The organism is Allobosea sp. P2_B12 (genome assembly GCF_056404835.1).
The window spans coordinates 36,589-56,442 of sequence record NZ_JBFUDG010000015.1; the positions used below are offsets into that span (position 1 = coordinate 36,589).

17 protein-coding genes are annotated in these 19,854 nt (G+C 67.4%); 10 read left to right on the plus strand and 7 right to left on the minus strand.

Annotated features, from left to right (window positions below; all coding sequences use genetic code 11):
- Positions 1 to 71 precede the first annotated feature (71 nt).
- The 3 genes from AC1DYU_RS24075 (at position 72) to AC1DYU_RS24085 (ending at position 2,772) form a co-directional block, all read left to right on the plus strand.
- Entirely contained in the window at positions 72 to 827 is a 756-nt protein-coding gene (locus tag AC1DYU_RS24075) for an RluA family pseudouridine synthase (protein ID WP_476793835.1), read from the plus strand.
- An 89-nt stretch (positions 828 to 916) separates the two neighbouring features.
- Positions 917 to 1,570, plus strand: coding sequence for a DUF6875 domain-containing protein (locus AC1DYU_RS24080; protein WP_158486933.1), 654 nt, complete (start codon positions 917 to 919; stop codon positions 1,568 to 1,570).
- Positions 1,567 to 2,772, plus strand: coding sequence for a GNAT family N-acetyltransferase (locus tag AC1DYU_RS24085; RefSeq protein ID WP_476793836.1), 1,206 nt, complete (start codon positions 1,567 to 1,569; stop codon positions 2,770 to 2,772). Before AC1DYU_RS24080 ends, AC1DYU_RS24085 begins: the two co-directional genes overlap by 4 nt.
- 12 nt (positions 2,773 to 2,784) lie before the next feature.
- Here the strand turns inward: AC1DYU_RS24085 and AC1DYU_RS24090 are convergent, their stop codons facing one another.
- From AC1DYU_RS24090 to AC1DYU_RS24105, 4 genes are all read right to left on the minus strand, one after another.
- Positions 2,785 to 3,075, minus strand: a complete 291-nt coding sequence (locus AC1DYU_RS24090) for a 4a-hydroxytetrahydrobiopterin dehydratase (RefSeq protein WP_158486935.1) — start codon at positions 3,073 to 3,075, stop codon at positions 2,785 to 2,787.
- Between the two features lie 2 nt (positions 3,076 to 3,077).
- Positions 3,078 to 3,656, minus strand: coding sequence for an RNA 2',3'-cyclic phosphodiesterase (thpR, locus tag AC1DYU_RS24095; protein ID WP_476793837.1), 579 nt, complete (start codon positions 3,654 to 3,656; stop codon positions 3,078 to 3,080).
- Positions 3,657 to 3,848: 192 nt separating this feature from the next.
- Positions 3,849 to 4,904: an aldo/keto reductase gene (locus AC1DYU_RS24100; protein WP_476793838.1), complete on the minus strand. Its 1,056-nt coding sequence runs from the start codon at positions 4,902 to 4,904 to the stop codon at positions 3,849 to 3,851.
- A gap of 84 nt (positions 4,905 to 4,988) precedes the next feature.
- Positions 4,989 to 5,591: an arylesterase gene (locus tag AC1DYU_RS24105; protein ID WP_476793839.1), complete on the minus strand. Its 603-nt coding sequence runs from the start codon at positions 5,589 to 5,591 to the stop codon at positions 4,989 to 4,991.
- A 171-nt stretch (positions 5,592 to 5,762) separates the two neighbouring features.
- On the opposite strand from AC1DYU_RS24105, the gene AC1DYU_RS24110 reads away from it, so the two are divergent.
- From AC1DYU_RS24110 to AC1DYU_RS24125, 4 genes are all read left to right on the plus strand, one after another.
- The gene (locus AC1DYU_RS24110; protein WP_476793840.1) at positions 5,763 to 6,494 is read left to right on the plus strand and encodes an ABC transporter ATP-binding protein; all 732 of its coding nucleotides are present in this window, start codon (positions 5,763 to 5,765) and stop codon (positions 6,492 to 6,494) included.
- Positions 6,495 to 6,496: 2 nt separating this feature from the next.
- The gene (locus AC1DYU_RS24115; RefSeq protein ID WP_476793841.1) at positions 6,497 to 9,082 is read left to right on the plus strand and encodes an ABC transporter permease; all 2,586 of its coding nucleotides are present in this window, start codon (positions 6,497 to 6,499) and stop codon (positions 9,080 to 9,082) included.
- 231 nt (positions 9,083 to 9,313) lie between these two features.
- Positions 9,314 to 10,084, plus strand: coding sequence for a Bax inhibitor-1/YccA family protein (locus AC1DYU_RS24120; RefSeq protein ID WP_476793842.1), 771 nt, complete (start codon positions 9,314 to 9,316; stop codon positions 10,082 to 10,084).
- An 85-nt stretch (positions 10,085 to 10,169) separates the two neighbouring features.
- Positions 10,170 to 10,706, plus strand: a complete 537-nt coding sequence (locus tag AC1DYU_RS24125) for an N-acetyltransferase family protein (RefSeq protein ID WP_476793843.1) — start codon at positions 10,170 to 10,172, stop codon at positions 10,704 to 10,706.
- Between the two features lie 13 nt (positions 10,707 to 10,719).
- Here the strand turns inward: AC1DYU_RS24125 and AC1DYU_RS24130 are convergent, their stop codons facing one another.
- Both AC1DYU_RS24130 and AC1DYU_RS24135 read right to left on the minus strand, forming a co-directional pair.
- Positions 10,720 to 11,088, minus strand: coding sequence for a DUF2794 domain-containing protein (locus tag AC1DYU_RS24130; protein ID WP_476793844.1), 369 nt, complete (start codon positions 11,086 to 11,088; stop codon positions 10,720 to 10,722).
- 384 nt (positions 11,089 to 11,472) lie between these two features.
- Positions 11,473 to 12,021 (minus strand): peroxidase-related enzyme, encoded by a 549-nt coding sequence (locus AC1DYU_RS24135; RefSeq protein WP_476793882.1) that lies wholly within the window; start codon positions 12,019 to 12,021, stop codon positions 11,473 to 11,475.
- A gap of 173 nt (positions 12,022 to 12,194) precedes the next feature.
- Between AC1DYU_RS24135 and AC1DYU_RS24140 the strand changes: the two genes are divergently transcribed.
- Positions 12,195 to 17,042: an NAD-glutamate dehydrogenase gene (locus AC1DYU_RS24140; RefSeq protein WP_476793845.1), complete on the plus strand. Its 4,848-nt coding sequence runs from the start codon at positions 12,195 to 12,197 to the stop codon at positions 17,040 to 17,042.
- 28 nt (positions 17,043 to 17,070) lie between these two features.
- Positions 17,071 to 17,271, plus strand: a complete 201-nt coding sequence (locus AC1DYU_RS24145) for a Trm112 family protein (RefSeq protein WP_476793846.1) — start codon at positions 17,071 to 17,073, stop codon at positions 17,269 to 17,271.
- A 170-nt stretch (positions 17,272 to 17,441) separates the two neighbouring features.
- Here AC1DYU_RS24145 and AC1DYU_RS24150 read toward each other — a convergent pair whose 3' ends face one another.
- On the minus strand, positions 17,442 to 18,689 hold the full coding sequence (locus AC1DYU_RS24150) for a ubiquinone biosynthesis hydroxylase (RefSeq protein WP_476793847.1): 1,248 nt from the start codon (positions 18,687 to 18,689) through the stop codon (positions 17,442 to 17,444).
- Between the two features lie 144 nt (positions 18,690 to 18,833).
- Here AC1DYU_RS24150 and tesB point away from each other — a divergent pair, with 144 nt between their 5' ends.
- A complete protein-coding gene (gene tesB / locus AC1DYU_RS24155; protein WP_158486947.1) occupies positions 18,834 to 19,703 on the plus strand; it encodes an acyl-CoA thioesterase II in 870 nt (289 codons plus the stop codon).
- Positions 19,704 to 19,854: the final 151 nt, after the last annotated feature.

Sequence of the window (19,854 nt, forward strand, 5' to 3'; positions counted from 1 at the left end):
ATTCTTCCCGTGGCCTTGCCGCAGAGCGGCTCGTGCTTGCGCCGCACGGTGGCCTTCGTTAGCGCAATGCCATGACCGCGCCCGACCGACCAGAGATTTCACAGCTACGCGACGAGCCGCCGCTGCCGTTTCCGCTGCTCTATCGCGACGCGATGATGCTGGTCATCGACAAGCCGGCCGGGCTCCCCTCGCATCGCGGACCCCAGGCCAAGCGCCGGATCATCCCGGTCCTGACCGACCATCTCGACGCACTGCGCTTCGGCCTGCCGCGCCGTCCCGAAGCCGCGCATCGGCTCGACAAGGACACCTCCGGCTGCCTGATCCTCGGCCGTCATCCCCGCGCCATGGCCGAGCTCAACCAGATGTTCCGCGACGGCAAGATCGACAAGACCTATTGGGCGATCGTGCAGGGCAGCCCTGAAGCCCATGTGGGCCTGATCGACCTCGCGCTCGGCAAGCGTGCGCCCGATCGCGGCTGGTGGATGAAGGTCGATCCCGATGGCCTGCCCTCGCAGACGCGCTACCGGGTCATGGGACGCGGCACCGGCGAGACCGGCCCCCTCGCCTGGCTCGAACTCGAACCGCTGACCGGCCGCACGCATCAGCTTCGCGTCCATTGCGCCTCATCCGGCTGGCCGATGCTCGGCGACGAAATCTATGGCGATGCACCGCGCGAGGGTGGTCCCGGCCTGCAGCTCCATGCGCGCGCCGTCACCGTCCCGCTCTACCGCAAGAAGCCGCCGATCCACGTCGAGGCGCCGCCGCCCGCGCATATGGAAGCAGCGTTGCGCGCTTGCGGCTGGGCACCAGCCTTAACCAGCCCCTAACGCAACCCGCGCGCCGCGCCGGGCGACCCGCAACGCTTCCCTAAGACGGCTCTGCTAGAGGCTGGTCTCCCATCGCGCGGACGAGGCCAATGCTGGACACGCAAGCCATTTCGGCGGACGAAAGCGCTGCGCTGCTGGGCATCGAAGCCGCCCGGGCACAGGCTGCCAGTGCGCCCGGCGGCGATCTCGCAACCCTGCTCGGCTGGGTCGAGGGCTATCTCATGGGCAGCCATGTCGATCTCGGCCGCAGCGGCGCGGTCTGCCCCTTCACCCGTCAGGCCGCCAAGCTCGACACGGTGCGCCTCGCGGTGAGCCCGGCCGGTCCCAACGATGAGGCGAGTACCTTCGCCCTGATCCGCGCCAGCTTCGCCGAACTCGAAGCTATCCCCGCCAAGGCCTCGATGGCGCATTTCCGCACCGTGATCATCGGCTTCCCCGCCTGCACGGCTGAGGACGGCATCGCCATGCTCCGTCGCGTGCAGGACCGCCACAAATTCTATTCGCTCTCGCGCAACCGGATGATCGGCCTGATGTACGCCCAATCCGACGCGCCGGGCCTGTGGAACCCCGATTTCCGGCCGCTGCGCTCGCCTTATCCCATCCTCGCCATCCGCCACATGGTCGAGCACGACGCGCCCTTCGCCGCGCGTCACCCGTTGTTGCTGCTGCCCTATCTGGCGCGCTTCCCCTTCGCCGGGCTGAAGCGGCTTTTCGCGCATTGGCGGCGGGCGCCGGCCTCGTGACGCTCGTCGCAAGCCCTAGCGCGACAGAGGGCGCCAGCCACGAGCGGCGCGCGGCACCCACTCGCGACGCGACGCTTCGCCTCGGCCTGGTCGATGAGGTCGAGGCGTTCCTGGCGCTGCGCGAGGAGTGGGACGCACTTTTCGAGCGCGCCGCCCTGCCGCATCAGGTCTTCCAGAGCCATGTCGTGCTGCGCCACTGGGCCGCGCATTATCTTGACGCCCAGACGCGCCTGAGCATCGTGACGCTGCGCCGTGACGGCAGGCTGGTGATGGTCTGGCCGCTGGTCCGCCAGCGCCGCTTCGGCATCGCGACATTGCGCTTCATGGGCATCCCGATCGCGCAGTTCGGCGACGTCCTGGTCGAGCAGACCGGCGACGAAGCCATGTTGCTGGGCATGGGCTGGCGCGCTGTTCGAGCATTGAAGGCCGACATCTTCGAGGCCCGCAAGCTCCGCGCCGATTCGGTGCTGGCCGTTTCAGGATTGCTGACCGGGGCAGCCGCCACCGAGCAGATCGAGGCGCCTTTCGCCTGTCTCGCTCGTCGCGTCGGGCAAGACGGTCCAAGCCAGGCCTATCCGGCGCGCGAGCGCTCGAACCATCGCAGGCGGCTGCGCCGGCTGGCCGAGCGCGGCCCGCTGACCTTCGATCTGGTTTCGCCCGGCCCCGAGGCTGCTGAACTGTCCGGCGAGGCGGTCGCGATGAAGCAGGCTGCGCTGCGGCGCCATGGCATCATCGCGCCGGCGATCTCGGATCCTCGTTTCGCAACCTTCTTCCGCGATCTCGCCGGCAACGCGGCCGGCGGTTCACCGTTGCGGATCGCGCTGATCCGCTGCGGCGGGCAGCCGATCGGCATCGATCTGTCGCTCGACTGCAAGGGCACCAGCTTCGGCCATGTCATCGCTTCGCACCCCGACCATGAGCGCGGCGGCGTCGGCGGCATCCTGATCCAGCACAGCTTCGCCGGCGCCAAAGCGCGCGGCAACACGGTGTTCGATCTGCTTGGCCCAGCCGATCCCTACAAGCTGGAACATGCCGACGGCACCACCTTCGTCGCGGATCGCGCTCTGCCGCTCTCGCTCAAGGGCAAAATCGCCTGCGGGCTCGGGCTGCAACGGCTGCGTCCGGCACTGAAGACCGCCATCAAGCGCTTGCCGGCGCCCCTGACCCGGCCGCTCGCCGCCTGGCGCACCCCTTCGGAGTAACGGTCTGGCCGGTCAGCTGGCGATCGCATCCATCGCGCGGGCGAGCTTGACGTCGAGTTCGGTCAATCCGCCGGCGTCATGCGTCGCCAGCGTCACCTCGACGGTGCGGTAGACATTCGACCATTCGGGGTGGTGGTCCATGGCTTCGGCCAGCAGCGCCACCCGGGTCATCCAGCCGAAGGCCTCGCTGAAATCGCGGAAGACAAAGCGTTTGGTGATGGCCTCGCGCCCCTCGACCAGCTTCCAGCCGGTCAGCGTCGTCAGGGCTTCGTTGCGGGCATCGGGGCCCAGTCGCTTAGGCATCGTCATCTCCGCTGGAATTCGCCGCGTGCCATCCGGTTCGGATAGGACGGCCCCAGCGGATAGGCCGCCTCCAGCACATAAGGCCCGCCGCCGACCGAATCGCGCGACGACATCAAGGCCAGCCGCCGTGTCGTGAAGGTGATCGGGCGGATGATCGGATGGGCGCTGAGATAATGCGCGACATCCATCGGCGAGGTGTCGCGCAGGCGTGCCAGCGTCACATGCGGCACGAATTTGCGCCCCTCGGGAGGCAGGCCGAGCCGGCGCATCAGCCGCTCGAGATCGGCCTGGAGCTCGCTGAGCTTCGCATTCGGCTGCACCCGCGCGAAGACGGCGCGCGGCTTGTCGCCGCCGAAGCTGCCGATCTCGTCCAGCGTCACCTCGAAGGGGTAGCTGCGGATATCGCCGAGGAATTCGTCGAGATCATTCGCTGTCCTGCGATCGACATCGCCGAGGAAGCGCAAGGTGATGTGGTAATCGGCCGGATCGATCCAGCGCGCCCCGACCAGTCCGCCCCGGTGCAGCGTCAACGCCGAGGCAACCTCGGCGGGAATCTCCAGAGCTGTGAACAGCCTCGGCATGTGCGAATCAGTGCCAGCTTTTTGTGACTCTGGCGAGACGAAAAGCCGGGCACATGCCGCCTTAAGCGACAGCGCCCATGCTCGCGGCCGTCATGCTCGCCCTTGTGGCGAGCATCCACGTCTTGGTCACAGGGCTGGACAAGCGAAGACATGGATGGTCGGGACAAGCCCGACCATGACGAAAGCGGGCTCCTAGGGGCAGGGATTGCCCACGAGCTGGTGGATCGCGTCGATCTTCGCCTCGATCTCCGGCGACAACGTCACGCCGATCGAGGCGATATCCGTCTTGAGCTGCTCCATCTTGGTCGCGCCGATGATGTTGGCGGTGACGAAGGCGCGCGAATTGACGAAGGCCAGCGCCATCTGCGCGGGATCGAGGCCCGCTTCCCTGGCGACGGCGAGGTACTGCTTGATCGCGTCTTCCGTGCCGGCGCCCTGGTAGCGTTGGCCACGGTCGAACAGCGTCGTGCGCGCACCTGCGGGCCGCGCACCATCGAGATATTTGCCGGTGAGGAAGCCCTGCGCCAGCGGCGAATAGGCCAGAAGCCCGACATCCTCGCGGATTGCGATCTCGGCCAGCGCCGTCTCGAAGGTGCGGTTGAGCAGGCTGTAGGCGTTCTGGATCGACTGGACACGCGGCGTCCCGCGGGCGGCTGCGTCCTGCACGAAGCTCATCGTGCCCCAGGCGCTCTCGTTGGAGAGGCCGAGATGGCGGATCTTTCCCTGCTTGACGATTTCGGCGAAGGCGTCGAGCTGCTCGGCGATCGGCGTCTCGTCGTCGGGGCGATCGAAGGCCGCCTTGGAGAAGCGCGTCGGATTCGAGCCCCAAGGCATCGGCCGCTCGGGAAAATGGACCTGGTAGAGGTCGATGTAGTCGGTCTGCAGCCGCTTCAGGCTCTTGTCGACGGCCTCAACGATCTGCTTGCGCGTGACCCGCGTCGGGCCCTTGTCGTCGCGCAGCCAGTCGCTGGTGCCGCGCCCGACGATCTTCGAGGCGAGGATGACCTTGTCGCGATTGCCCCTGGCCTTGAACCAGTTGCCGATGATCCGCTCGGTCGCGCCTTGCGTCTCCGGCTTGGGCGGAATCGCATACATCTCGGCCGTGTCGAAGAAATTGACGCCCTGGTCGAGGGCGTAGTCCATCTGCTCATGGCCCTCAGCTTCGGTGTTCTGCTGGCCCCAGGTCATGGTTCCCAGGCAGATCACCGAGACCTTCAGATCGGTGCGCCCAAGGCGGCGGTATTCCATGGCGATGCAACTCCGGAAGCAGCGGGCGAAAGGCGCGCGATCAGCAGATGAGACGGGAAGCAGACTGGCGAGCCGGGAGGCCCGTCAGGGTTTGGCCGGCAGCGTCGAAAGAAAGCGCTCGACCGTGGGCAGGATGGTGCGGACGATGACGCGGACGCCTTCAGCCGTCGGATGGAGCAGATCGGGCTGGTTGAGCGCGCGGTCGCCCGCAATGCCCTCCAGGAAGAAGGGGTAAAGCACCAGCCCGTGGCTCTTCGCAAGCTCCGGATAGATGGCGTCGAAACGCTTCGCATAATCCGGGCCGAGATTGCGCGGCGCATACATGCCGGTGAGCAGGACCGGGATGCCGCGCGCCTTCAGCCGCGTGATGATCGCCTCCAGCCCCTTGCGGGTCGTCGCCGGGTCGAGCCCGCGCAGGGCGTCATTGGCACCGAGTTCGACGATGACGCCGTCCGTCCCGTCGGCCACAGACCAGTCGAGCCGCTCGAGCCCGCCCTGGACCGTATCGCCCGAAACGCCGGCATTCACGATTTCGACAGCGATGCCCTTCTGGCGCAACGCTTGCTCGAGAACCGGCGGAAACGCCGCGCTGCCCGGCAGGTTGTAGCCGGCGGTGAGACTGTCGCCGAGCGCGACGAGTTTCAGGGTACGCGCCGGCGTCGATGTCTGGGCCGAAGTCTGGGACATGCTCGCAACCGGAAACAGTAGGAAACACAACAATGCGGCGCAGAGAGATTGGACAAGCGCCCAGGCACGCCCATATCGGCCCTCTAAGGGGCGCGACGGCGTTTTGCCCCGCTCGGGCCGCGTTTCGGTGCGAGCAGGGACGCTGATGGATGTCGAAGTCAGGATCATTGGATGATGAGCGAAGTGCGCGTCCCACCGACAGAGCAGCCGGCGATCGAATTGCGGGATGTCGAACTTAGTTTGGGGCGTGCGGCCGCCCGCGTCCATATCCTCAAGGGCGTTTCTTTGTCGCTCGCCGCCGGGCAGGCGACCGGGCTGGTCGGCCCCTCCGGCTCCGGCAAGTCCACGTTGCTGATGACCATGGCCGGGCTGGAGCGACCTGACGCCGGCAGCGTGAAGGTCGCCGGGCAGGAGCTCGGCGCGCTCGACGAGGACGGTCTCGCCGTCTTCCGCGGCCGCCATATCGGCATCGTCTTCCAGTCCTTCCATCTCGTCCCGACGATGACGGCGCGCGAGAACGTCGCCCTGCCGCTGGAATTGGCCGGAGCCGGCGATGCCTTCGCCCGCGCCGAGGCCGAATTGCGCAATGTCGGCCTCGGCGACCGCATGGACCACTACCCGGCGCAGTTGTCGGGCGGCGAGCAGCAGCGCGTCGCCATCGCGCGCGCCGTCGCACCTGACCCCACCATCCTCGTCGCCGACGAGCCGACGGGCAATCTCGACGAAAACACCGGCCGCTCGATCGTCGACCTGATCTTCGCGCTGCGGCGCGAGCGCGGCGCCACGCTTGTTCTGGTCACCCACGACCTCTCGCTGGCCGCGCTCTGCGACCGCACCGTGCGCCTGCGCGCCGGACGGATCGAGACGGACGTTCCCGCCAACGCCGACGCTGTGGTGGCCTGACCATGCACGGCACCGTCAAGCCCGCGCCCGCGGCACCCTCCGGCACCTCCGCAATCGCGCTCGCTTTCCGTCTTGCCTGGCGCGATCTGCGCGGCGGCTTGCGCGGCTTCGGCGTCTTCATCGCCTGCCTTGCGCTTGGCGTCATGACGATCGCGGCCGTCGCCTCCGCCTCGCGCGGCCTGACCGAAGGCCTGTCGCGCGAAGGCCGCCGCATCCTCGGCGGGGATGCCGCCTTCAGCCTGATCCATCGCGAGGCAACGCCGCAGGAACTCGCCTTCCTCACCGGCAAGGGCACGGTCTCGACCATCGCGACGATGCGCGCCATGGCCAATGCCGGCGACAAGGGCGCGGCGCTCGTCGAGATCAAGGCTGTCGATGCGAGTTATCCCGGCATCGGCGACCTCGTCACCGAGCCGCAGAACCCCGTCGCGGAATTGCTCGGGCAGCGCGATGGTGTGTTCGGCGCGGTTGCCGATCCCGTCCTGTTCGGCCGGCTCGACCTGAAGCCCGGCGATGTCGTCCTGATCGGCGCGGCACGGGTGCAGCTTCGCGCCAATCTCGTCTCCGAGCCCGACAAGATCGCCGCTGGCGTCGGTTTCGGCCCGCGCCTGCTGATCTCGCAGGAGGCGCTGCGCGCCACCGGCCTGCTCCAGCCCGGCAGCCTGGTGCGCTGGACCTACCGCGTCGCGCTCCCGCCCCAGGCATCCGGCGACGACGCCCTCGACGCGCTGATCGCCGATGCAGGCACGCAGCAACGCGATGCCGGCTGGGAAATCCGCTCCCGCGCCAATGCGAATCCCGGCTTCCAGCGCAATCTCGAGCGCTTCACCCAGTTCCTGACCCTGGTCGGCCTGACCGCGCTGCTCGTCGGCGGCGTCGGCGTCGCCAATGCCGTGCGCCGCTTCGTCGAGGCCAAGAAGCTCGACTTCGCCACGATGAAGGCGGTCGGCGCCACCGGCGGCCGCGTCGTTGCGATCCATCTCACCGAGGTGATGCTGGTCGCCGTGCTCGGCACCGGCATCGGCCTCGCGCTTGGCGCAGCCGCCCCCTTCGCGCTCAGCGCAGCGCTCAAGACCGTCTTGCCCGTGCCCTTCGAGCCGACGCTGGCGCTGGGCGAACTCGGCGTCGCCGCACTCTACGGGCTGCTGACGGCGCTCGTCTTCGCGATCCTGCCCCTCGGCCGCGCCCATGACGTGCCGGTCTCGGCGCTGTTTCGCGACCAGATCGAACCCGATGCCCGCCGTCCGCGCGCGATCTACCTCGCCATCTGCGCGCTGGCGCTCGCCGGTCTCGTCGGCGTCGCGCTCGCCTTCGCCTATGACCGGCGCATCGCGCTGATCTACATCGCCGTGATGACCGGGATCTTCCTGCTGTTGCGTGGCGTCTCCACGGGGCTGATGGGGCTCGCCCGCAAGCTGCCGCGCCCGAAGAACCCCTCGCTGCGCATGGCGCTGGCCAACAGCTACCGACCCGGCGCACTGACGCCCTCGCTGGTGCTGTCGCTGGGTCTGGGCGTCGCGCTGCTCTCGGCGCTGGCCTTCATCGACACCAGCCTGACCCGGCAGCTCACGCAGGCCTTGCCGCAGGCGGCGCCGAGTTTCTTCTTCCTTGACATCCCCAACGCCGATTCGGCCCGCTTCGACGCCGTCCTGCACGAGGAGCGTCCCGGAGCGACGCTCGCCCGCGTGCCGATGATGCGCGGCCGCATCGTCTCGGTGAACGGGGTGCGCGCCGAGGACATCAAGGCCTCCGAGCAATCCGCCTGGGTGCTCGATGGCGACCGCGGCATCACCTATTCCCACACCCTCCCCGAGGGCTCGAAGCTCGCCGAAGGCGAGTGGTGGCCGGCCGATTATCGCGGCGAGCCGCTGGTCTCCTTCGATGCGCAGAACGCCGCCGGCATCGGACTGAAGATCGGCGACAGGCTCACCGTCAACGTGCTCGGCCGCAACATCACGGCGCGCGTCGCCAATCTGCGCGCAGTCGAGTGGCGCTCGCTCGGCATCAATTTCGTCATGCTGTTCTCGCCCAACACCTTCGCGGGCGCACCTCACACCAATCTCGCCACCATCACGCCTGCGCCCAATGGCGCAGGCGGAACCGACGCCGCGTTGCTGCGCCGGCTCGCCGTGGAATTCCCCTCGGTGACGGCCGTGCGGGTCAAGGACGCGCTCGAGGCGATCAACACCATCGTCGGCCAGCTCGCCACCGCGATCCGCGGCGCGTCGGGCCTCGCCATCGCCGCCAGCCTGCTCGTCCTGGGCGGAGCCCTGGCCGCCGGACAACGGGCGCGGCTCTATGACGCGATGATCCTGAAGACCCTCGGGGCAACACGCCGCTTTATACTTTCGTCGTACGCCCTCGAATACGCCGCGATCGGACTCGTCTCGGCGCTGTTCGGCGTTGTCGCGGGGGCTCTCGCGGGCTGGGGCGTCGTGACGCAAGTGATGAAGATCGAATTTGTCAGTGACCCCACCGGGGCGTTACTGGCCGCGACTGCGGCCGTCGGCGTCACTGTGCTGTTCGGGCTCACCGGCACGCTGAAAATACTATCGAAAGCGCCGGCTTCTCACCTGCGGAATTTATGATGACTATCTATGAACGACTCGCGATAGACATTACACGCATGTAATTTTGCATGGTTGGGGCGTCGCGTTTCTATAAAGCGCGGCGTCTTAACCATGAAGGCCCCTTGCACGCCCCTTGTAAGAACCGGCGAACCCCCTCATATTCCGTGCATCGCCACGGTTGTGTGCGACGACAGGCCATCGCCGGGGGCGATGCCGTCTTCGGAATCACTGTCAGGGGAAACTCGCTCCATGAGCAACTTCGACCGCAATGCTCCAGTCTGGGGTGCCGGCCGCGCCCAGCAGACCAGCGCCGTCGAGATGGATCAGGGCCTGCGCTCGTTCATGCTCGGCGTCTACAACAACATGTCGATCGGCTTGGCCATCACAGGTCTTGCCGCGATCGGCATCTCGATGCTGGCGATCGCCGGCTATGCGCCGACCGGAAAGGCGATCCTGTCGCCGTTCGGCGTGACGCTGTTCACCAGCCCGCTGAAATGGGTCGTGATGCTGGCGCCGCTCGCCTTCATCCTGCTCTTCTCGTTCAAGGCCGAGAGCATGAGCTCTTCGTCCGCGCGGGCCATGTTCTTCGCCTTCGCGGCGGTGATGGGCGTCTCGATGGCGTCGATCTTCGTCGTCTTCACCGGCGAGTCGATCACCAAGGTCTTCTTCATCACGGCGGCGGCCTTCGGCGGCCTCAGCCTCTACGGCTACACCACGAAGAAGTCGCTCTCGGGCATGGGTTCGTTCCTGATCATGGGCCTGATCGGCCTCGTGATCGCCTCGGTGGTCAACATCTTCCTGGCCTCGAGCGCGCTGTCCTTCGCCATCTCGGTGATCGGCGTCCTGGTCTTCGCCGGCCTGACCGCCTGGGATACCCAGCGCCTGAAGGACATGTACCTGTCTTCGGACATGGATGCGGAATCGGCCGCGAAGCTCTCGGTGAACGGCGCGCTGTCGCTCTACCTGAACTTCATCAACATGTTCCAGATGCTGCTGCAGCTCTTCGGCGATCGTCGCTGAACGATCTCCGCCCTGCATGAGACACGAGCCCCGGCCGCAAGGCCGGGGCTTTTCTTTTAAGGTCCGGCCGGACCATGATCGCGGCATGACCTTGCTCTCGATCCGCCCGGCGACCCCCACCGACATTCCCGCCATCGCCGCGATCTATGGCGACGCCGTGCTCAATGGCACCGCCTCCTGGGAGATCGAGCCCCCCGACGAGGCCGAGCTGCTGCGGCGCTACGAGGCGATCCTGGCCGGCGGCTACCCCTATCTCGCAGCCGAGCGCGACGGCCTGCTGCTCGGTTATGCCTATGCCAACGCCTATCGCCCGCGTCCGGCCTATCGCGCGACCGTCGAGAACTCGATCTACATCGCGACCGGCGCGCAAGGTTCGGGCATCGGCAGTGCGCTGCTTGCCGGGCTGATGCATGACTGCGCCAGCCGCGGCTTCCGCCAGATGATCGCCGTGATCGGAGACGGCACCGGCGCCTCGATCGGCTCGCGGCGCCTGCATGAGCGCGCCGGCTTCCGCCTGATCGGCGTCGCCGAGAAAATCGGCTTCAAGCACGGCCGCTGGCTCGACCAGATGCTGATGCAGAAGGAACTGGGCGAGGGAAGCGCAGCGCCGCCAACGGCGTAAGCGCCGGAAGACTCTAGCTGACCACGCTCAGCTTCTTGTCCAGCACGCGCAGCACCCGCGACAGTTCCGGGCCACGCTTCAGCACCAGCCCCGTCGCGGCGACCACCGAATAGGCGCCCTGGCGCTTGGCCAGCGCCGGATCCTTGACGATGCGGTAGAGCGGCACCTCCGACGAACGCCGATAGACCGAGAACTGGGCCTTGTCCTTCAGGAAATCGATGGCGTAGTCGCGCCATTCGCCGGCCGCGACCATCCGGCCATAGAGGTTGAGCAGTTCCGAAAGCTCGCGACGGTCGAAGGTGACTGTGGCCGGTTTCGTTGCGCCGGGGAACGGGATGACCCCGGCCGTCGGCTGCGATTGCGGCGTGTCGCTCTCGCTCATTGCGCCTCCCGATCGGCGATCGCCTGCGACCGCCCTGATGCTTGGCAGCCGATGATGCTCTCGCGATGCTGCGCTGGCAAGCAATGCCGACTGGCGCGCAATCCGGGCTGACGAACCAGCCGGTGCCGGGTCTGGCTCCGTGATCACCCGCTGGCGTTTCGATCACGGCTTCGTCAGCATCGCCGCATTTTCGCCCCGATCAGGCCAAGCGTCCGCCCTGTTGCGCGGTTCGAATAGTGATGTTGCCTCGACGGCCCGGCTCTGCCGATCTCCGGTTTGTCAGCCCCCCAGCCCCCCGGGAATCCGGTGGAGCCGGGCCATCCAGTCCAGGCCAACTCAGCGGCTGGCGTTCTCGCCGGCCGTTTTTCTTATGAGCCATTCCGTTCAGCGCGCTTGCCGATGATATTCGGGGTTGGGCCGCATATCGACAGCCGAAGCCATCCGGTTCGACATGTTGAAGAAGGCAGCGACGGCAGCGACATCCCAGACGTCGCGCTCGCTGAACCCGACCGCCCGAAGTGCGGCGCGATCCACGTCTCCGATCAGGTGCGGCGTCTCCGTCAGCTTCACGGAAAAATCGAGCATGGCGCGATGCCGCGGCGACAGATCGGCCGCGCGGTAGTTCATCGCCATCAGCTCGCCCAGCACCGGATCCTCCGAGAGCTGGCGCACTGCCGCGCCATGGGCGCTCAGGCAGTAGTAGCAGCGATTTACGCTGGAGACCGCGACCGCGATCATCTCCCGCTCCAGCTTCGACAAGCCCGACGGCGCCAGCATCAGGTCGTTGTAGAAGGCCGCGAACGCCGAGAGCTTGGCGTCGTCATGGGCGTAACAGACCAGCACATTCGGCACAAAACCGAGCTTTTCCAGGCATTTGTCGAAATAGGCCTGATTCTCGGCACAAAGCGTGCCCGCCTTCAGGTCGAGCGCCATCGCGGCAGGAGGGACGTCCTGCCGTGCCGGCGTCTCTCCGGGCTTCGGTTTGTCATGTTTTACCGTCATGTTACGTCCTGTCGTGTCGTCCCGGGTCGTCGCCCTGCGTCGCGCCGAGATTGAAAGGCGCCACAGCCTATGTCATCGCTGCGGCAAAATAACAGGGGTGGACCATGGGCAAGCGCGTGACCAATGCGACGGCTGCGGCCGTTTCCGCAATCCAGAGCGCTGCCGCCGGCTTGTCGGGGCCGATGCCGGCCGAATTTCCGGGCCTGCTCTATGGCCGGGCCGTCGCCGAGGATCTCGAAGCCCTGCCGGCCGACATGCTGGCGCGTGCCGCGGCGGCCGCCTACGAGCACCTCACCGCGCCCCGGCGTCCCGAAACGATCAACCTGCGCTTCCGCGACGAGTCCTTCACGGGACAGGATCGCGAACACCAGCTCACGATCCTGGAAGTCGTCAACGAGAACAAGCCGTTTCTACTCGATTCAACGTTGTCGGAACTCACCGAGCAGGGCTACGAGCCGCGCCTCGTCGCCCACCCGATCCTGGCCGTCGCGCGCGATGGCGAGGGGCATTTCGTCTCGCTGGCAGGGGAAGCCGCTGGCCGCGCGCCGGAAGGCACCCGCCGCGAAAGTCTGATCCAGATCCACCTCGAACGGATCGATTCGGCCGAAGCCCGCGACCGGCTTCGCGCCGGGCTGGACAGCGTCTATGCCGATGTCGGCCTCGCGGTCGAGGATTGGGCGGCGATGCGCGGGCGCATCACCGAGGTGATCCAGGCCTATCGCGGCAACCCGCCGCCGCTGCCGGAGGACGAGGTCACTGAAGCGCTGCAGTTCCTCGAATGGATCGCCAGCGACAACTTCACCCTGCTCGGCATCCGCGCCTATCGCTTCCCCGGCGGAGACGCCGCCGCCGACCCGATCGACGGTTCGGGCCTCGGCATCCTGCGCGACCCCTCGGTGCGCGTGCTGCGCAAGAACAAGGAAATGGTCGTCACGACGCCGGAGATTCGCGCCTTCCTCGCCAAGCCGCAGGCGCTGATCATCACCAAGGCCAACGTCAAGAGCCGGGTGCACCGGCGCGTCCATCTCGACTATGTCGGCGTCAAGCTGTTCACGCCCGATGGCCGGCTCGACGGCGAACTGCGCATTGTCGGCCTTTTGACCTCGAACGCCTATACCGGCAGCGCGCGCGATATCCCCTATTTGCGCCTCAAGATCGACCGGGTCGTCAAGAACATCGGCTTCGACCCGGCGAGCTATTCGGGCCGTTCCCTGCTGAACGTGCTCGACGCCTATCCGCGCGACGAGCTCTTCCAGATCGACGCCGGCACGCTGGAGAGCTTCGCGCTCGCCATTCTGCAACTCACCGAGCGGCCGCGCATCCGCGCGCTCGCCCGCGTCGACGAGTTCGACCGTTTCGTCTCGATCCTCGTCTTCATCCCCAAGGACCGCTACGACACCCGCGTGCGCCGCCGCGTCGGCGAATTCCTCGCCGGCATCTATCAGGGCCGCATCTCGGCCGCCTATCCGGCCTATCCGGAAGGGCCGCTCGCCCGCACGCACTACATCATCGGTCGCGACGAGGGCAAAACCCCGAAGATCGATCGTCCCACGCTCGAATCCGGCATCAGCGCGATCGTGCGGACGTGGAGCGACGGGCTCAAGGACGTGCTCGATCAACAACGAGCCGGCCCCGCCGCCCGCACCCTGGCCGAGCGCTATTCGGAAGCGTTTGGCGCAGCCTATCGCGACCGCTTCTCGCCTGCCGACACGCTCGAAGACATCGACATCCTGCAGAAGCTGACGCCTGAGCGCGCTCGCGCCGTCAATCTCTACCGCCGCGAGGGTGACCCCGTCACGCGCGCCAATCTCAAGGTGTTTTCCCGCGGCGCGGCGATCTCGCTCTCGGCCCGCGTGCCGGTGCTGGAGAATATGGGCTTCCGCGTCGTCAACGAGCGCACCTACAACATCACGCCCCAGCCGGCCTCCGGCGAGGCCACCGACAGCACGCGCGTCTGGCTGCACGACATGACGCTGGAGCGCGCCGACGACGGCGAGATCGACGTCATCAGCCTCGACCCGACCATCGAAGCCGCGCTGATGGCGCAGTTCCGGGGGCTGGCCGAATCCGACCGCTTCGACCAACTCGTGCTGGCGGCGGGCCTCGCCTGGCGCGAGGCGGCGCTGCTGCGCGCGCTCGGGCGCTATCTGCGCCAGGTCGGCGCGCCCTATGCGCAGGGCTACATCGCCGACGCGCTGACGCGCCATGCCGGCATCGCCTCGGGCCTGGTCGCCCTGTTCATCGCCAAGTTCGACCCGCGCCTGAGCGATGCCGAGCGCACTGCCAGGACGGAGAGCGAACGAGCGGCGATCGAGACCGCGCTGGACGCCGTCACCAGCCTCGACGAGGACCGCATCCTGCGCCGCCTCGTCAACCTGATCGACGCGGCGCTACGCACCAACTTCTTCCAGATCGGCACTGATGGGCAGCCGCGCGGCACCATCTCGATCAAATACGACTGCGCCAGGGTCGATTCCCTGCCGCTACCGCGTCCGCTCTACGAGATCTTCGTCTATTCGCCGCGCGTCGAGGGCATCCATCTGCGCTTCGGCAAGGTCGCACGCGGTGGCCTGCGCTGGTCCGACCGGCCGCAGGATTTCCGCACCGAGGTGCTCGGCCTCGTCAAGGCACAGCAGGTCAAGAACGCCGTCATCGTGCCGGTCGGCGCCAAGGGCGGCTTCGTGCCCAAGCAATTGCCGCCCGCCTCCGACCGTCAGGCCTGGCTGGCCGAGGGCACCGAGAGCTACCGCATCTTCGTGCGGACTTTGCTCGAGCTCACCGACAATCTCGACGGCGAGACCGTGATCCCGCCGGCCGACACGGTGCGTCACGACGGCGACGACCCCTATCTCGTCGTCGCCGCCGACAAGGGCACCGCGACCTTCTCGGACACCGCCAACGCGCTCTCGCTCGAAAAGCACCACTGGCTTGGCGACGCTTTTGCCTCGGGCGGTAGCCAAGGCTACGACCACAAGAAGATGGGCATCACGGCCCGCGGCGCCTGGGAGGCGGTCAAGCGCCACTTCCGCGAAGTCGACATCGACATCCAGACCACCCCCTTCACCGTGGCAGGCGTGGGTGACATGTCGGGCGACGTCTTCGGCAACGGCATGCTGCTCTCGCCCGAGATCAGGCTGGTCGCCGCTTTCGACCACCGCGACATCTTCCTCGATCCCACCCCGGATACGGCCAAGTCTCTGGCCGAACGCCAGCGCCTGTTCGATCTGCCGCGCTCCTCCTGGCAGGACTACGACAAGTCGCTGATCTCGGAGGGTGGCGGCATCTTCTCGCGCCAGGCCAAGAGCATCCCGCTTTCGCCGGCACTGCAGGAACTGCTCGATCTCCCCAAACCGGAGGTCTCGCCGCCTGAGTTGATGACCGCGATCCTGAAATCCAGGGTCGACCTGCTCTGGTTCGGCGGCATCGGCACCTATATCCGCGCCACCGACGAGAGCGACGCGCAGGTCGGCGACCGCGCCAATGACGCGATCCGGGTCACCGGCACCGATATCCGGGCCCGCGTGATCGGCGAGGGCGCCAATCTCGGCGCGACCCAGCGCGGCCGCATCGAGGCGGCCCGCAAGGGCGTGAAGCTCAACACCGACGCGATCGACAACTCCGCCGGCGTCAACACCTCCGACGTCGAGGTCAACATCAAGATCGCGCTCGCCGGCCCCGTGAAGGATGGCCGCCTCGCCGAGGACGACCGCAACGCCCTGCTCGCCGAGATGACCGACGAGGTCGGGCTGCTCGTCCTGCGCAATAACTATTTGCAGACGCTGGCGCTCTCGCTGACGGAAGCGAAGGGCCAGGCCGCGACGCCGGGCCTGCGCTACCTGATGCAGACGCTCGAAGCCGATGGCAGGCTCGACCGCACGGTCGAATACCTGCCCAGCGACGCGGTGCTGGCCGAGCGCGAGAAGCGTGGCGAAAGCCTGACCCGGCCCGAGCTCGCGGTGCTGCTCGCCTATGCCAAGCTCGCTTTGCACGACGCATTGCTGGAATCCGAAGTCCCGGATGATCTCTATCTCAACAGCGAACTGGTCCGCTATTTCCCGCAGGCCCTACGCGAGCGCTATGCGCCGGAAATCGCCAGCCACAAGCTGCGCCGCGAGATCGTCGCGACCCAGTTGGCGAACGCGATCGTCAACCGTGGTGGCCCAGCGCTCGTGCCGGTGCTCTCCGCGCTGACCCATGCCCAGGCGCCTGCCATCGCCGCTGCCTATGCGATCGCACGCGATTCCTTCGATCTGATCGCGCTCAACGGCGCCATTGATGCGCTCGACGCCAAGCTGCCAGGCAAGGTCCAGCTCGGGCTCTATGCCGCCGTGCAGGAACTGGTCACGAACCGGATGGGCTGGTTCCTGCGCAAGGGCGTGGCGAAGCCCGGCGCGATCGAGCCGACTGTCGCGCATTACGCCGCGGGCGTGGCAGCGCTCGCAGCCGATCTCGATGCTCTGCTGCCAGACGCAGCGGCACAGGCGCGTCAGGCCCGGATCGCCGTCCTCACCACCGACGGCGTACCGGAGACGCTGGCAGCGCGCATCGCCGGCCTGCCGTCTCTGGCGCAGGCGACCGACATCGTCGACATCGCCGACCAGGCCAAGCGCGACATTGCCGACGTCGCCCGAATTCATTTCGGAGTCGATTCGATCTTCGGTCTGTCGGCCTTCGCCGCCTCGGCCCTGGCGGTGCCGGCGACGGACGATTACGAGCGCCTGGCCCGCGAACGGGCCATCGAGACGCTGTCCGACGCGCAGGCGAGCCTGACGCGCGAGATTGCCTCACGCGATGGCGGCAAGGGCACGCTCGAGTCCTGGCAGGAAGAACGCCGTGAGGATGCCGAGCGGACCCGCAGCACGATCCAGGCGATTGTCGCCTCGGGCCTCTCGTTGCCGAAGCTGATGGTGGCGGCCGGCATGCTCGCCGACCTGCCGCGCAAGACGCCCTGAGCGGGCGCGCCCAACGGAAGACACGCACATGACCGATCTGACGAACGAACCCGCCACCCGCATCGACCCCAAGCTGCTCGAGATCCTGGTCTGCCCGCTGACCAAGACGACGCTGGAATACGACGCTACCCGACAGGAGCTGATCAGCCGCGCGGCGAAGCTCGCCTACCCGATCCGCGACGGCATCCCGATCATGCTGCCGGAAGAGGCGCGCGCGCTGGAGGAGTGAGCGGCGCTCGATCTGACTTATGTTTCACGGGAAACACGTCGTCATCCCGGACAAGAGGCGTAGCCGCGCCGCTCCGGAATCCATCGTAAGACTCGACAGCTCTATGATGAATCCCGGGGGCAAACCGGGATGACGGCGCGTTCCTGTGCAAAGCGACTTGATTCAAAGATTCAAAGCGCCTCGCCCTTCATCAGCCGCGGTGGCGCCCCGCTCACGCCCGCCGCCTCGCGGATGAAGAAGCGCTTCAGCCGCGGCAGCCGGTCGACCAGACCGAGCCCCAGATCGCGCGCCAGCCTGACCGGCGTGACATCATTGGAGAACAGCCGGTTCAGCCCGTCCGTGACCGCGCCCATCGCCACCGTGTCGAAGCGCCGCGCCCGCTCATAACCTTCGAGCACATCGGCCGTGCCGGGATCGAGCCCGAGCCGGGCCGCGTCGACGATCGTCTCGGCCAGCGCCGCGACATCCTTCAGGCCGAGATTGAGGCCCTGTCCGGCGATCGGATGGATCAGATGCGCGGCATCGCCGAGGAGCGCCAGGCGCTCGCCCACGAAGCGCCGCGCCACGCCAAAGCCGAGCGGATGGGCCGAGACCGGGCTTTCCAGCGCAATCTCGCCAAGTTCCAGGCCAAAGCGCCGCTCGATTTCGGCCAGCATGTCGATCGCGTCGAGCGACAGCAGCGCCGGCAGGTTCTCGGCGGCCTCCGTCCAGACGATCGAGGAGCGATGCCCCAGCCGGCCACCATCCGTCAGCGGCAAAATGGCGAAGGGCCCTGACGGCAGGAAGTGCTCGACCGCGCGGCCGCCATGGGGCCGCTCATGGCCGATCGTCGCGACGAGCCCCGACTGGCCATAGTCCCAGCCGACCCAGCCGATCCCGGCTTGTTCACGCAGCTTCGAGCGGGCTCCATCGGCCGCGACCAGCAGCCGAGCGGGCAGGACCGCGCCGGCCGTCAGCGTGACCGCGATGCCGGATTCACTGCTCTCGAAGCCGGTAACGCCCTCGGCCCGAAGCACGACGCCCGCCTCGCGACAGGCTTCGGTTAAGGCGCCGACCAGCGCCGCGCTCTCGACCATATGGGCAAAGGCCTGGCCGGGCTCGACCTCGCCGTCGAAGGTCAGGAACACCGGCCGCACGACATCGCCGCTGCGGCTGTCGGCGACGATCATCTCGGTCATCGGCTGGGCGGTCGCGGCGATCGCATCCCAGATGCCCAGCGCCTGCAGCATCGCCTGCGCCGCCGCTGCGACCGCATAGGCCCGGCTGTCGGCACGCGGAGCCGCGCCCAGCGCAGGATCGGCCACGACGATCGAAAACCCCGCTCCGAGCGCCTGCTTCAGGGCGAGCGCCAGCGACAGCCCGGCAATGCCGCCACCTGCGATCACGATCGCCTCGCGCGGCTCGCTCACAACGGTCATCTGCTGTCCTCCTCGCGGATGCTGGACGGTTACGCCGGCTTGACGGCCCCGGATCGGTCGGTGCTGATGCGGCACGACCGGCCGATCTCTAGTCCCCAAGCTGGCCGGACCGTCAACCCGCCTGCGAGCCGAGCGTCCAAGACCATGTCCCAGATCAGCGACTCCCTGATGTCGATCCTCGACCTCGAGCCGCTCGAACGCAATCTGTTCCGCGGTCACAGCCCCAAGGTCGGCTGGCCCCGCGTTTTCGGCGGGCAGGTCATCGCGCAATCGCTCTATGCCGCCTGCAAGACGGTCGAGGGCCGCCAGCCGCATTCGCTGCACGCCTATTTCCTGCTGGCCGGCGATCCCGCCATCCCGATCATCTACGAGGTCGACCGCCTGCGCGACGGCCGCTCCTTCACCACGCGCCGCGTGCTCGCGATCCAAAAGGGTGAGGCGATCTTCGCGATGTCGGCGTCGTTTCAGGTCGAGGAGCCCGGCTACGAGCACCAGATGCCGATGCCCGACGTGCCGATGCCGGAGGACCTCCCCGACCGGGAGGCGATGAACCGCAGCGTCCTGCCCAATATGCCCAAGGCGGTGCGCGCCTATTACCAGCGCGAACGGCCGATCGAAATCCGGCCGGTCGAATTCGCGCGCTACGCCGAAGGTGCCGGCTCGCGCGAGCCGAAATTCCACGTCTGGATCAAGGCGATCCAGCCCTTGCCCGACGATCCGGCGATCCACCAGGCCGTGCTCGCCTATGCCTCGGATTTGATGCTGCTCGATTCCAGCCTGATCGCCCACGGCACGACGGTCTTCGACGAGAAGATCCAGGGCGCCAGTCTCGACCACGCGCTCTGGTTCCACCGCCCCTTCCGCGCCGACGAATGGCTGCTCTACGCGCAGGACAGCCCCTCGACCTCCGGGGCGCGTGGCTTTTCGCGCGGCCTGGTCTTCGATCGGGGGGGCCGGCTGGTCGCCTCCGTGGCCCAGGAAGGCCTGATCCGGCCGCGCCCCGATCTCGGCTGATCACTTTTCAGGCATAAGCCAAAGTTTTCATCACTCGCACAAACTCTGAGCATGCTGCACGCGCTGGAATCACAGGCGCGCGCGCGATTCGGATCATCGCGGAACCCCGCTTCCCGCCGGGGCAGTTGGCACGCGCCTTGAATTGCGCCTG